The organism is Alteromonas sp. ABV2_168 (assembly GCF_056161165.1).
The window spans coordinates 1-13,257 of the sequence record NZ_JBSWYQ010000016.1; the positions used below are offsets into that span (position 1 = coordinate 1).

Here is a 13,257-nt window from a genome sequence, read left to right on the forward strand (position 1 = left end):
AATTACCAAGAGTATTGTAATAGCATTGTGATTTTTGAACATTTTTCTTATCTGATCCCTGAACGATTCTGCATTAGCAATTGCACATAACACCCAAATAAGGGGCACAAACATGGCGGCTATAATCGGAACGAAGTGACACAGCCGCCATGTTTGTGTCCCAGCGAGCCCGCGAGCGCCTTAATTTGTTTGTTATATTTAGTACACTGGTAAAATTTCAAAGATATTACCAGCATTTTTAGGTACTGTGGTTAAAGGTATGAGCACCTCTCCAGTTTTCTTGTTTTCTATCCAAAAATTAACCTCAGTCCAGCTATGCTCACCCAACTTAATTTTATAGATCTCTCCCGGGGCTCCTGAAAAATTGAAGGTTGCTTTTGCTTCATTTAACCCTTCAAGATAACAGACTGTTCCTTTTTTAGCTCCTGGCGTAACGGCTACTGGTTGTAATAAGGTCGTCTTATTAATGAACTCACCTTCTATATGACATAGGAATATCTTTTCATGCCCTTTGCCGAAAGGTTTTCCCTCACTTTCGTCAGCCTCAAACACCACGGAATTTGAAACATCATTTTCTGAATAAAACTTACTCAAATCGACTGGGGTTGAACTACAACCTCCAAGCATAAAAGTAATTACTAAAAACTTCCTCATTTCCATTCCAAAAAATATAACTACTAAATAGACACCAACACGGTGTGATCAACCACCCCACATTGGTGTAATTGTCTGTTTTCATTTCTCCAGAATATCTCAGAAGCCCCACCTTTAAAAGGTTGTGCGGTTTTGGTGCAATTTCGCGGGAGCAAAATGCACCGTTTGCGAAGTGGGATGTGAAATGGTGTAAAACCATCCTTCCTGCCAGTTTTCTTGACTCTCACATATTCTTAAGCTGTTTTTATTTTGATAAGCATTATGAAATCAAAGTTTCTGCGGGAAGTGTATGAATTTATGTTGTCGAGAGGCTACGCCAAAAGAACCATAGAAACGTATTTAACGTGGATTACTGACTTTATCCGGTACCACAACTACGCCCGGCCTCAGGAGATGGACGCTCAGCATGTTGAGAGTTATCTGACTTATTTAGCTATTCAAAAACAGTGTGCGAAAAGCACTCAGGCAATCGCCCTTAACGCACTGCTCTTTCTATATAACAAATATCTTGAATTGCCCTTGCCGGAAGACATGAGTTTTTTGAATAGTAAACGGGAGCGTAAGTTACCCGTGGTATTGACGCAATCCGAAGTCCGGGCCTTACTCGGGCGTGTAAGTGCACAACACTATCTTGCAGTTGCTCTACTTTATGGTAGCGGTCTGCGGCTTATGGAATGCGTTAGGTTACGCACTGGCGATGTCGACTTTGATTATAAATGTTTGAGAGTATGGTTCGGTAAAGGAGGAAAACATCGCATCGTCACGCTCTCAGAATCTCTCATTCCGTTACTGACGTCACAAATCGGGCAAGTCGACCAGTTATTGTCCCGGGATTTGACTGTACCGGAGTTTTCCGGAGCCTGGATCCCGCAGGGTCTGCGTAAAAAATATCATTCGAGAAATAAAACGCTGGAGTGGCAGTATTTATTCCCTTCCAGGCGTCTTTCAGTTGACCCCGAAACTAAACTGTTACGACGTCACCATATTGATGAAAAGCAGTTGCAGCGCAATGTAAAACGGGCAAGTCAGGAGGCGGGCATAAAGAAACACGTTACGCCGCACACATTAAGGCATTCATTTGCCACGCACCTGTTAGCGGCCGGGGCTGATATCAGAACTGTCCAGCATCAACTGGGGCATTCCGATGTGCGAACAACACAAATCTATACGCATGTGCTGCAACAAGGAGGAAATGGCGTGATCAGTCCCCTGTCACGCCTTACTTTATAGAATGAAGTGAGCACTTCCGGCAGTGCAAAACCTGCCGTCCGGTCAGGAGATGATGATGCGCTTGTAGGCCAGCAGGGAGCCGTCGTCATTTTGTTCGAGGTTGAACACATACTCGTTGTAATCACTGCCGAATACCGTATCGTTGGTCAGGTATGTATCTGGCGCACCGTGATTGATATAGTCAGAATGGCTGGTACAGATATCTGTGCAGAAATCATCATCAAAGCCAAACTGGGAAATCAGCTCGTCGTTGTTATTATTCTTCACTCTGAAGTGAATGTGAATTGCACGGCTGGCATACCAGCCCGGGAAGCAGGTCTTAAAGTTCACACGGCCACTGCTGTCTGTTACTGCAATGCCCCGGAACCAGCGCGATTGCAGCGCTTCACTGTCGTTCCCTGTACAAAAAGAAGAATTGAACCCGTTGGTGTCACTGCTTCCTGTCGTATCGCCGGAATAAATGCCTTCCACATCGCAGTGCCACACTTCTATTTCATAGCCTGACAGCGGATTACATTGTTCGTCTATGAGTTGCAGGCATAACTGCATGGGCAAACCGGTTTGACCTTCTGAGATATCATCAAGATAGTCAGAGTCGAAATAGCATGGACCTTCCGTTTGTTGTCCGGTCAGTTCAACAGAGCAGGTACTGCTGTTTTCAAAAATGCTGTCAGCGGGGAAATCCGCTGTCATTGAATCTGTACCGCCACTCAGCCAGCTGCCGTTATCAGCCACAGTCGTTGTGCCTGTGCCGCTGCTGCCGGAGGAAGAACCGGTTGATGTACTGCCTGTTGACGTACTGGTTGAAGTCGAGCTGCTACCGCCGCTGCCACCGCAACCGGTGAGCATGATCACCGGTGTCGCTACTGCCAGTGAAGCCAGAGATTTAAGGGTTTTGCGTCGTCCGTCAAAGAGGATTGGTTTGGTCATGTTTTTGCCTGCCTGAATAAAATGCATGAAATATAATATGCATCTTCGACGTCAATGGCCCGTAAACGTCACAAGCTTTACTTACCATTTACATAACAAAACGATTCTGCTTCATAGCCGGATAAACCAGTTCTTCCGGTACATCCACCATACCGGCAAAAACATCACACAGAGAAAGCTTACAGCAAACAGCAAAGAAGCATTAAAAGGTGAAAAGTAAGGCAGGAATACAGACTGGTAAAGCGCAGCTTTCAGGGAGCCGGAGCCCGCCGGAATCATGAAAAGCAGCCGCGCAGCAATACCGGATAACATGAAAAATACAAAACTGTTTGCACCTGCGATAATAAAGGGCTGCGCCCAGCGTTGATAACCGCGCAAGTCTGTAATCCAGTGCAACAACGCTAAACACCCCATTGCGCAGCCTGCCGTTAATGCCGTAAAGCCCGGTGACCAGAGCGCTTTATTCACCGGCACCCACAGCGCCATGACGCCCCCGGCCAGAATGAGAATGATGCCGGCACCGGCCATTTTAAGTGCAGGCATTTCCGCTTCCCGTTGTAAGAACAGGCCACACATTACGCCGCAGAGACAGGTGGATATTGCAGGCATGGTGCTTAGCAAACCTTCCGGATCGAAGGGAAATGGTATTGCTGTTGAATAGTAAACATGATGCTTTCCCAACACGCCGGCATCTATCCATGCTGCGAGACTGTTGCCGTATGCCCATTGCCCCTGATATACGTTGCCGGCTGTATCTGCATAGGGAATAAACGTCATCGCCGCCCAGTACGCCGCCACCAGCAACACCGCGGCAAACAGCAGTCCGCGAATTCGCAGGCACATCGCCAGTATTGCAGTAAAAAAGTAAACCAGTGCCAGCCGTTGCAGAACCCCCATCACCCGGATATTTTCCAGCCGGTCCCGGACCCAGTCGAAATCCGGATTGTAAGGGTTGTAGTAAAACAGCGCGAGGAACAAGCCACATAAGAACAGCAATACACTGCGTTTCAGTATTCTTGCCAGCATTACTCCGGCTGAACCGCCTTGCTGACGATAAGAAGAAAAAGGGATTGCCACGCCCATGACGAAAATAAAGAAAGGAAACACCAGATCTGTCGGTGTCAGTCCATGCCATTGTGCATGCAATAAAGGCCAGTAAACGGTTTGCCAGCTTCCGGGATTATTCACCAGAACCATTAACACAATGGTAAGCCCCCGCAGTACGTCTAGGGAAATCAATCTCTTCATTGGCTATTCTTTAAGTTCGACATTGAATGACACACACCCGCCATTGGAATATTTTATTATTTACTTAGGAAATAATTGTGATAATTTGGTTATTTCATGCAGCATTAACCGGTAATAACATGTCACTCTTATCCCGACACTTTCGCTTTCTGGTCGCTACCTGCGCGGTTGCCACACTGATTGGCTGCGCCGGCGGTTACACCAGTATGCCATCGAAAAATACCGGTGAACGGGTGAAAGTGCTTGTTATGCACTTTACCGCGATAGATTACCAGAAAAGTGTGCATGCTCTGGTGGATGAAGGCGGGCTGAGTGCGCATTACCTAGTCACTGATCCGTCTGACCCCACGTTTCCGGGTGATGAGGCATCTGTGCTGCAGCTTGTGCCTGAATCGAAACGCGCCTGGCATGCCGGCAAAGGTGAGTGGCAAACGCGTAACCATTTGAATGATACATCCATCGGCATTGAGATTGTGAATGTACCTGAATGTCAGCGGGATAATGAGACAGCGGCCAGCCGGTCAGAACATGGCAGCAACCGTCTTTGTGTATTTCCTGATTATCACCCGGAACAAATTCAGGTGCTCATTGCGCTGGCAAAAGACATACTCGCCCGCAACCCTGACATTTCTCCCACCGCTGTTGTTGGCCATGCAGATATAGCATTTAACAGAAAAAATGACCCGGGCCCGCGTTTTCCATGGTATCAGCTGTATTTGGAAGGGATAGGCGCCTGGTATGAAACCGGCACATTAACGACATACTGGCAACGCTTTAACCGCGCCCTGCCCTCTGTTTCTTTAACGCAGGCTGCGCTGCGCACTTACGGATACGGCGTGGTGGAAACCGGCACACTGGATGAGCAAACCATCAATGCGTTGTCGGCGTTCCAGATGCACTTTGTGCAGGATAACGTAACCGGCGCGATTAACAGCCGCACAGCAGCCGCATTGTTCGCTTTGCTGGATAAGTATTTTCCGCAAAAGGTCAAGGCGCTGAATACCCGCTACGCCCGTGAAACGGCACTGAAAGCCGCACCTGCTGAAGAGAAGCGTCCTCAGTCAGGGCAAATTGATAGTGATTTTCCCCAACAAGAGCGTTCCAGCCGGGAAGAGGTGAACGACAAGGTCGCGTTTAAAGCGTACAAAGGACGGGGCGAAATTTTACTGACGCCAGCCACAACCATCAACGCCACGGTGAAGGTAAATGGCGAAACGCTGAACATTGCCTCTCCCCTGGAGGCCGGTCATACCTACAGTTATTCTCTGAAAAAGCGTACACACAACGGTACAAACACCCTTGAGGTGCAAAGTGATTCAGAAAGTGACGCTTTGCACGTCACCATTCCCTGGCCTGCGTTGACTGATGAAACGCAAAAATGGCAACAAGCCTTCAGACCAGTCGATGCGTTAATTCAGCAGGACATTGAGGATGGCTTTCCCGGAGCCGTATTACTGGTTATCAAAGACGGCGCTGTGATTAAACGTACAGCCTATGGCAATGCGCTACTTTACGATGAAACAGGCACCCGCCTCGCAAAGCCGGAGCCGGTGACACCGGACACGCTGTTTGATGTAGCCTCTAACACGAAAATGTTTGCAACTAATCTGGCACTGATGAAACTGGTGTCTGAGGGGAAATTGAGTATTGATGCGCCGGTGTATCAGTACCTGCCGGAGTACGCCGGCGGTGGCCGTGAAGCCCGCACTGTCAGAGATTTACTGAGTCATCAGTCCGGCTACGGGCCTGAGGTGCGTTTTTTTGCCCCCGGCGAGCGCTACGGTGAGTCTTTCCGCTCACGGGATAAATCACATACATCAACCTTATTAACCACTGCGGTACCTTTTCAGATAAGCAAAGGCGCGCAGGCTACGTACAGTGACACCAACTTTATGCTGCTGGGACTGCTGGTTGAGCGGATAACAGGCATGTCTCTCGACCGGTATTGTGAGCAGTTCATTTACGGCCCGCTTCAACTTAATCACACGGTGTTTAATCCGCTGAAAAAAGGGTTTGCCCCCAGTCAGATTGCCGCTACAGAAATAAATGGCAATACACGCAGTCACAATATCGATTTCCCCGGCATCCGCACGTACACGCTGCGTGGAGAAGTGCATGACGAAAAGGCCTGGTACAGCATGGGCGGTGTATCAGGGCATGCAGGCCTATTCTCCACAGTGGATGATTTTGCCGTGCTGATGCAAACCTTATTAAATGGCGGTGGCTACGGACAGGTTGCACTGACCGACCAGGACACTATTTCACTGTTTACCGCCCCTACACCGTTGAATCCCGGTTTCGGACTTGGCTGGCGCAGGGGCAGCAACGGCAGTAATCGCTGGCACTTCGGCCCTTATGCCGGTTCACAAGCTTTTGGTCATACCGGCTGGACCGGCACAGCCACGGTTATCGACCCCGCGCAGGATCTCGGTATTGTGCTGTTTACCAACGCCAGACATACACCGGTTGAGAAACAGAGTACCGGCAACCTGCAGTTTGCCGGCAGCGAATTTGAAACCGCAAGATATGGCAGTGTGATAACCCGGGTTTACGAAGCAATACTCAATCACTGAGGTAAAAGTACTGGCAGAACCGGTAAGTTCTCAGTTAGGCTATCGCCACGCTTTTTTATAAAGCGTCACACTGCCCCGCGGAACAAAGCGCACTGAATATCAGCGCCTGATTTGCGATCAATCATTAGAATAAAAGCAGGAACATTTTTCATGGATTGGGTTTCAATTATCCCGCCTCTCGTCGCCATTTTTGTGGTGTTCTGGAAAAAAGAAGTCATTATGGCCTTGTTACTGGCCGTTCTTTCATCAGAAGCATTGATTTTATTGAGTGTGACCGGTGACGGCGTATTGCTTGCGCCGGTGAATGCTATCGAAAGAACCATCGACGTTGCCGCCAGTCCGGGCAATACCCGGATCCTTATTTTCTCTATTCTGGTGGGTGCGCTGTTAGCCTATATCCGCGACTCAGGCGGTGTCACGGCTACCGTAAACTGGCTCACAGGCAAAGGCATTGCCAGAAGTAAGCGGCAGGTTGGCAGTCTGACGATGCTCACCGGTGTTGCAGTATTTATCGAGTCCAATTTAAGTGTACTCACCGCCGGCATATTCGCCCGGGGTTTATTTGATAAATTCAAAATGAGCCGGGCACGCCTGGCCTACATCATCGACAGTACCAGCGCGCCGGTTTGTATTCTTATCTTACTGAACGGATGGGGCGCATTCGTCCTTGGCCTGCTGGACGGTTACGAGCTGGAGCAGTCTTCCGCCAGTATCTTGTGGGGCACAGTACCGCTGAATTTCTACGCCCTGATCACTCTGGCGATTGTGGTGTACACCATAGTGAAAGACAAAGTGCACGGTCCGATGGCAAAAGAAGATGCCGCCATGACTCACACCGGTACTGTCATTGAGTCAGAACCGGCAACCAAAGTACGCTTTATGGTGGTGCCGCTGGTGCTCATGGTTGTCAGTATGGTTGGCTTTATGTTGTGGACCGGAGATGGTGTGCTGGCTAACGGCAGTGGCAGCAAATCTGTGTTGTACGCCACTATTCTTGCTACCGTTGTCGCGTACTTCCTGTTAATTCTGCATAAACGTTTCACTCACCACGAAGCCGTAGAAATTGGCTTTAAAGGGATGGGCGAACTGCTCCCGCTGGTGTCCATTGTATTACTTTCCATGACACTGGGAGCCAGCTTAAAAGTGCTCGGCACCGGCGTTTTTGTTGCCGGTATTGTGGGTGAGTACCTGCCTCTGGTATTAATTGTTCCCATGCTGTTTCTGGCCGGCGCGGTCATGTCGTTTACCACCGGTACCAGTTGGGGCACGTTTGCGATTTTGATCCCCATCGGCGTTCCGTTGATCCAGTCATTAGGACTGCCACCCTCTCTGGTCATTGCCGCAATTCTGGGCGGCGGCGTATTTGGTGATCACTGCTCCCCTATTTCCGATACCTCAGCGGTATCGTCTATCGCGGCCGGGTGCGATCTGTTAACGCACATCCGTACCCAGCTTCCCTATGCACTTACCGCTGGCGGACTGACACTCGTTGCCTATGTCATCGCCAGCATCATTATGATTGGATAGCCATTATGCGAATACTTTTACTCTCGCTATTTTTGTTTGTGGCGGCAGGATGCTCCGGTGAAAAACCAACGGTATCTGCACCGGCCCCGGAAGTTGAAACCAGCCAGCAGGCGGTGTCTATGCCTGATACCTTTGCTGCCGATGCTGCCATGGCAGTATTAAACGAAGGCGGTAACGCGGTTGATGCGGCCATCACGGCGCAATTTGTGCTGGCAGTGACCTTCCCCGAAGCGGGTAACATCGGTGGCGGTGGTTTCATGACCATCTTTTTCGACGATGAAGCCGCCTTTATGGATTACCGTGAAATGGCTCCGGCGGCAGCCCACCGTGATATGTACCTCGATGAAAACGGTGACGTGAAAACCCTGGAATCGCTGTTTGGTGCAAAAGCCTCCGGTGTACCCGGTTCAGTTGCCGGCATGTGGGCAGCACATCAGCGCTACGGTAAATTACCCTGGAACCGTCTGGTGCAGCCTGCTGTAGACCTGGCAGAAAAAGGGTTTAATGTGCCGGCAAAACTGGCTGACCATATTACCCGCTACATGGCCAGACAGGAAAAAGAAGGGATCACCAGCAACTTTGGCGACTATTTCGGTGACGCCCGCACTGCAGATGTGCTGTTTAAACAACCTGAGTTAGCCGCAGCGCTGACACGCATTCGTGACGAAGGTGAAAAAGGCTTTTACGAGGGCGAGACCGCCCGCATTATTGCCGGTTTTATGGCCGAAAACGGTGGACTGGTCACAGAAGAGGATTTACAGGGTTACGAAGCCAAATGGCGGGCACCGATTGTTTATCCCTGGCAGGATTACAAACTTATCACTGCACCACCTCCCAGCTCTGGCGGTGTGGCTGTTGCCCAGTGGATCAGTATGCTCAATGAAGTACTGAAAAATCAGTCTCTGCCTGCACAAAACAGTAAAGAGTATATTCATCTGATGTCTGAAATCGGTAAACGTGTGTTTGCTGACCGCGCCGAATACATGGGCGACCCCGACTTTGTTGATGTGCCTGTAAAAGCGTTATTAGAACCGGCCTACATTACTGCCCGTGCCGGAGAAGTGGATCCTGAAGCCATTTCAGTGACAGAAGACGTGAAACCCGGCTTATATGAAAGTCCGGACACCACCCATTTCTCGGTTATGGACAAATGGGGCAATGCGGTAGCGAATACCACTACCATTAACCTGTCCTTTGGCAGTGGCGTGGTGGTAGAAGGTGCCGGCTTCCTGCTGAACGACGAAATGGACGATTTCAGTGCTAAGGCCGGCGTGCCTAATTTCTTTGGTGCCATCGGCGGTACCGCTAACGAAATCCAGCCGGGTAAGCGCATGCTGTCTTCCATGACACCCACCATTGTGCTGAAAGGCGATAAAGTAAAACTGATCACCGGCTCACCGGGCGGTACCACGATTATTTCTTCAGTGGCACAGTCCATACTGAACGCGCTGTTTTTCGATATGACAGCAGATGAGTCAGCAAACAGTCCCCGCTTCCATCATCAGCTCTGGCCAAAGGACACCATTGCGTATCATGCAAGCATGCCGGCAGACGTTGTAAAGGCGCTTGAAGCAATGGGCTACACCATGAAGGAAAGTAACTTTGGCGATGTTCACCTGATCAAGCGTACTGAAACAGGCCTGGATGCAGCCTCTGAAGCCAGAGGACGCGGTAAGGCAATTGTTGAAGAAGTGGAATTGTAGTCAGCTTACACGGGCTCAGCGGCCCGGTTAATGAAGCGCAGCACAACGCTGCGCTTTTTTATGCCTGTTACACAGCGAACAACTGAGAAAGCGATTTAAACGCCTTGAACTCCAGCGCATTGCCTGCAGGATCATGAAAAAACATGGTCGCCTGTTCGCCGGGTTCCCCTTTAAAGCGCACGTAAGGCTCTATAACAAACGACATATCTGCCGCTTTTAACCGTCCAGCCAGTTTGTGCCAGTCTGCCATATCCAGCACCACACCGAAATGCGGCACCGGAACAGCGTGACTGTCTACTTCATTGTGCTGTGGTGCAGAGGGCATGGCATCAACGCAATGAGTTACCAGTTGATGGCCATAGAAGTTCCAGTCAATCCAGCGGGTGTCACTGCGCCCGCGTTCGCAGCCCAGTAAGTCTCCGTAAAACGCAGCAGCAGCGGCTATATCGTCAACGGGAATCGCAAGATGAAACGGTTGAGGCATGTGCTCTCCTTTATAATAATTTTTTCAACAGCCATAATTTTAATCGGGAATACGGGGCGTAACGTACCGCTACGTCAAACTTCGAGGCTCTTACCATCACAGATTTAAGATGACTGAACGTATCAAAGCCATATTGTCCGTGATAGCGCCCCATACCACTGCTACCGACCCCGCCAAAAGGCAAGTTTGCATTGGTCATAAACATCACCGTGTCGTTCACACACACGCTGCCTGCACTGGTTTGCGTAAGTACTTTGTCACGAAGGCCGTGATCTTCACTGAACAGATACAGCGCCAGAGGTTTTGCCCGCCCGCGGATAAAGCCAATGCTGTCTTCTATGTTCTCCAGTTCGATGACCGGCAACACCGGGCCGAAGATTTCTTCCTGCATCAGCGTGCTGTCTGCCGGAGGATTTAACACCACAGCCGGGGCCAGCTTGCGTTTCCCGTCGTCCCGTTCGCCACCAATACGGCATTGCAGATCCGCAATGAGCTGACACAGTCTTTCGTAATGACGGATATTGACGATATGCCCGTAATCTTTGCTTTGCAAAGGTTCAGGCCCGTACTGCTTAGTGATTTCCCGTTCAAGGGCGACAAGAAACGCTTCAGCAAACCCTTTCTCAATCAGGATATAGTCCGGGGCGATGCAGGTCTGGCCGCAGTTCATCCACTTACCCCACACTATACGTCTGGCAGTGACATCCAGCCTGCAACTGGCGTCAACGATACAGGGACTTTTCCCGCCAAGCTCCAGCGTAACCGGCGTAAGGTGTTTCGCTGCTGCAGACATAACAATTTTGCCTACCGCTTCGCCACCGGTGTAAAAGATGTGGTCGAAAGGCAGGGTTAATAAAGCCTGTGTCTCCTCTTTACCCCCTTCAACAACCGCCACGGCATCTTCTTCCAGATATTGAGGCAGCAAGCTGGCCATTAATGCTGATGATGCCGGGGCAAGTTCTGACGGTTTAACAATGGCACAGTTGCCCGCTGCCAGTGCCGCAATCAGCGGCGCTAAAAGCAATTGCACGGGATAATTCCACGCCCCGATGATCAGCACTACACCCAACGGCTCCGGTTGCAGATAACTTCGGGCCGGCTGGGCCGCCAGGGGCGTAGATACGTGACGTAAATCTGCCCAGCTGTCGATATGTTTGAGTGTGTGCTTGAGGTCAGAGAGTAAAAAGCCGGTTTCCGAAGTACGGGCTTCTGTTTCACATTTGCCTAAATCCTGATTCAGGGCGCGGTGAATGTCTTGCTCATGGGTAACGAGCATGGTCTTAAGGGCCAGCAACTGCTGTTTGCGCCAGCTGATATCACGGGTTTTGTTGGTGAAAAAGGTGCTTCGCAGCGCAGCGAACGTTGCAGCGTAATCCCCCGCCTCCTTAGAGGGCGCGTTACCGGTATCAGTTACAACTTGCATAGATTCACTCCCCTGTTCAGCATTCAGTGGTTTACTTTACCGACAAAAAAGCCTGCTCGGAAGCAGGCTTTTCAGGTATTTATCTTTTTGCTTACGCGTCGTAAGGATGACGTAACACGATAGTTTCGTTACGGTCAGGCCCCGTTGATACGATATCAACAGGCACGCCGGTAATGGCTTCAAGGCGTGCGATATAATTGCGCGCTTCCTGAGGTAACTTATCGAAATCAGTGACGCCGAAAGTTGTCTCTTTCCAGCCCGGCATTTCTTCGTAAACCGGAGTAACCAGGTCGTAGCCATCAGCAGCCATAGGCGGAACGTCTTTCACGTTACCGTCTGCGTCTTTATAACCTACACAGATTTGCAGAGTTTCCAGACCATCCAGTACGTCCAGCTTGGTTAAGCAGAAACCGGTGATTGAGTTAATTTGCACAGCGCGTTTCATCGCAACGGCATCGAACCAGCCGGTACGACGCTTACGGCCAGTGGTCGCACCGAACTCATGACCTTTTACGCCCAGATGCTCACCGACATCGCAAGCCAGTTCTGTAGGGAAAGGACCGGAACCAACACGGGTTGTGTACGCTTTAACAATACCTAATACATAATCCAGGTTCAGCGGGCCAAAACCGGCACCGGTAGCAACGCCGCCTACTGTGGTGTTAGATGACGTAACGTAAGGGTATGTACCGTGGTCAATATCCAGCAGTGTACCTTGCGCACCTTCAAACATAATTGGCAAACCCGCTTTGTGGGCTTTGTCCAGTTCGTCGGTTACGTCAACAACCATGGCTTTCAGGATATCTGCCACAGCCAGCGCCTGCTTGAGGGTTTCATCGAAATCCACTGCCGGCTCTTTGTAGTATTGCGTCAACGTGAAATTATGTACGTCCAGTACTTCTTTCAGTTTTGCCGCGAAATCTTCAGGGTTGAACAGATCGCCAACGCGCAGACCACGACGTGACACTTTATCTTCGTAAGCCGGACCGATACCACGACCGGTTGTACCGATTGCTTTGCTGCCACGGGCCTTTTCGCGGGCCACGTCCAGTGCAATGTGATAAGGCAGGATAAGCGGGCAGGCTTCACTAATTTTTAAACGTTCCCGCACAGGCACACCACGTTCTTCCAACATGGTAATTTCTTTCATCAGTGCTTCCGGGCTTAACACCACGCCGTTACCAATGATGCAGGTAACGTTGTCACGCAGAATACCGGACGGGATTAAGTGGAGGACGGTTTTCTCACCGTCGATTACCAGTGTGTGACCGGCATTGTGACCGCCCTGATAGCGAACCACGTATTTTGCGCGATCTGTTAACAGGTCTACGACCTTACCTTTACCCTCGTCACCCCATTGAGTGCCGAGTACCACAACGTTCTTTGCCATGAATCTAGTGTGTAAAAAAATTAGGCGGGGATTCTACCAAAGATTGCGACCTTTGATCATCTGTTTTATGCGCAAAAATAAGACAGACATGGTCT

At 50.1% G+C, this 13,257-nt stretch carries 10 protein-coding genes; 4 read left to right on the forward strand and 6 right to left on the reverse strand.

Features of this window, described 5'->3' with window-relative positions:
* Positions 1 to 198: 198 nt before the first annotated feature.
* Positions 199 to 654 (reverse strand): hypothetical protein, encoded by a 456-nt coding sequence (locus ACXAH4_RS19205; protein ID WP_474883026.1) that lies wholly within the window; start codon positions 652 to 654, stop codon positions 199 to 201.
* Between the two features lie 261 nt (positions 655 to 915).
* Between ACXAH4_RS19205 and ACXAH4_RS19210 the strand changes: the two genes are divergently transcribed.
* The gene (locus ACXAH4_RS19210) at positions 916 to 1,884 is read left to right on the forward strand and encodes an integron integrase (protein ID WP_474883028.1); all 969 of its coding nucleotides are present in this window, start codon (positions 916 to 918) and stop codon (positions 1,882 to 1,884) included.
* Positions 1,885 to 1,926: 42 nt separating this feature from the next.
* Here the strand turns inward: ACXAH4_RS19210 and ACXAH4_RS19215 are convergent, their stop codons facing one another.
* Complete coding sequence (locus ACXAH4_RS19215) at positions 1,927 to 2,814, reverse strand: dioxygenase family protein (protein WP_474868217.1); 888 nt, start codon at positions 2,812 to 2,814, stop codon at positions 1,927 to 1,929.
* Positions 2,815 to 2,925: 111 nt separating this feature from the next.
* A complete protein-coding gene (locus ACXAH4_RS19220; RefSeq protein WP_474883030.1) occupies positions 2,926 to 4,062 on the reverse strand; it encodes an acyltransferase family protein in 1,137 nt (378 codons plus the stop codon).
* Between the two features lie 119 nt (positions 4,063 to 4,181).
* Between ACXAH4_RS19220 and pbp4b the strand changes: the two genes are divergently transcribed.
* The 3 genes from pbp4b to ggt all read left to right on the forward strand — a co-directional run bounded on the left by pbp4b (position 4,182) and on the right by ggt (position 9,865).
* On the forward strand, positions 4,182 to 6,635 hold the full coding sequence (gene pbp4b, locus ACXAH4_RS19225; protein WP_474883032.1) for a penicillin binding protein PBP4B: 2,454 nt from the start codon (positions 4,182 to 4,184) through the stop codon (positions 6,633 to 6,635).
* Positions 6,636 to 6,785: 150 nt separating this feature from the next.
* A complete protein-coding gene (locus ACXAH4_RS19230) occupies positions 6,786 to 8,162 on the forward strand; it encodes a Na+/H+ antiporter NhaC family protein (RefSeq protein ID WP_474848143.1) in 1,377 nt (458 codons plus the stop codon).
* A gap of 5 nt (positions 8,163 to 8,167) precedes the next feature.
* Entirely contained in the window at positions 8,168 to 9,865 is a 1,698-nt protein-coding gene (gene ggt / locus ACXAH4_RS19235) for a gamma-glutamyltransferase (protein WP_474883033.1), read from the forward strand.
* Positions 9,866 to 9,932: 67 nt separating this feature from the next.
* On the opposite strand, the gene ACXAH4_RS19240 is transcribed toward ggt, so the two are convergent.
* The 3 genes from ACXAH4_RS19240 to ACXAH4_RS19250 all read right to left on the reverse strand — a co-directional run bounded on the left by ACXAH4_RS19240 (position 9,933) and on the right by ACXAH4_RS19250 (position 13,162).
* A complete protein-coding gene (locus ACXAH4_RS19240) occupies positions 9,933 to 10,349 on the reverse strand; it encodes a VOC family protein (RefSeq protein ID WP_474883035.1) in 417 nt (138 codons plus the stop codon).
* Between the two features lie 10 nt (positions 10,350 to 10,359).
* Positions 10,360 to 11,772, reverse strand: a complete 1,413-nt coding sequence (locus ACXAH4_RS19245) for an aldehyde dehydrogenase family protein (protein WP_474883036.1) — start codon at positions 11,770 to 11,772, stop codon at positions 10,360 to 10,362.
* A gap of 91 nt (positions 11,773 to 11,863) precedes the next feature.
* Positions 11,864 to 13,162 carry an adenylosuccinate synthase gene (locus tag ACXAH4_RS19250; protein WP_119502677.1) on the reverse strand — a complete coding sequence of 433 codons (1,299 nt, stop codon included), beginning with the start codon at positions 13,160 to 13,162 and terminating at the stop codon, positions 11,864 to 11,866.
* Between the last annotated feature and the right edge of the window lie 95 nt (positions 13,163 to 13,257).

Coding starts and splice junctions, on each gene's coding strand:
- pbp4b (WP_474883032.1), top strand. CDS start 4,182: ATGTCACTCTTATCCCGACACTTTCGCTTTCTGGTCGCTACCTGCGCG.
- ggt (WP_474883033.1), top strand. CDS start 8,168: ATGCGAATACTTTTACTCTCGCTATTTTTGTTTGTGGCGGCAGGATGC.
- ACXAH4_RS19215 (WP_474868217.1), bottom strand. CDS start 2,814: ATGACCAAACCAATCCTCTTTGACGGACGACGCAAAACCCTTAAATCT.
- ACXAH4_RS19210 (WP_474883028.1), top strand. CDS start 916: ATGAAATCAAAGTTTCTGCGGGAAGTGTATGAATTTATGTTGTCGAGA.
- ACXAH4_RS19250 (WP_119502677.1), bottom strand. CDS start 13,162: ATGGCAAAGAACGTTGTGGTACTCGGCACTCAATGGGGTGACGAGGGT.
- ACXAH4_RS19245 (WP_474883036.1), bottom strand. CDS start 11,772: ATGCAAGTTGTAACTGATACCGGTAACGCGCCCTCTAAGGAGGCGGGG.
- ACXAH4_RS19220 (WP_474883030.1), bottom strand. CDS start 4,062: ATGAAGAGATTGATTTCCCTAGACGTACTGCGGGGGCTTACCATTGTG.
- ACXAH4_RS19230 (WP_474848143.1), top strand. CDS start 6,786: ATGGATTGGGTTTCAATTATCCCGCCTCTCGTCGCCATTTTTGTGGTG.
- ACXAH4_RS19240 (WP_474883035.1), bottom strand. CDS start 10,349: ATGCCTCAACCGTTTCATCTTGCGATTCCCGTTGACGATATAGCCGCT.
- ACXAH4_RS19205 (WP_474883026.1), bottom strand. CDS start 654: ATGAGGAAGTTTTTAGTAATTACTTTTATGCTTGGAGGTTGTAGTTCA.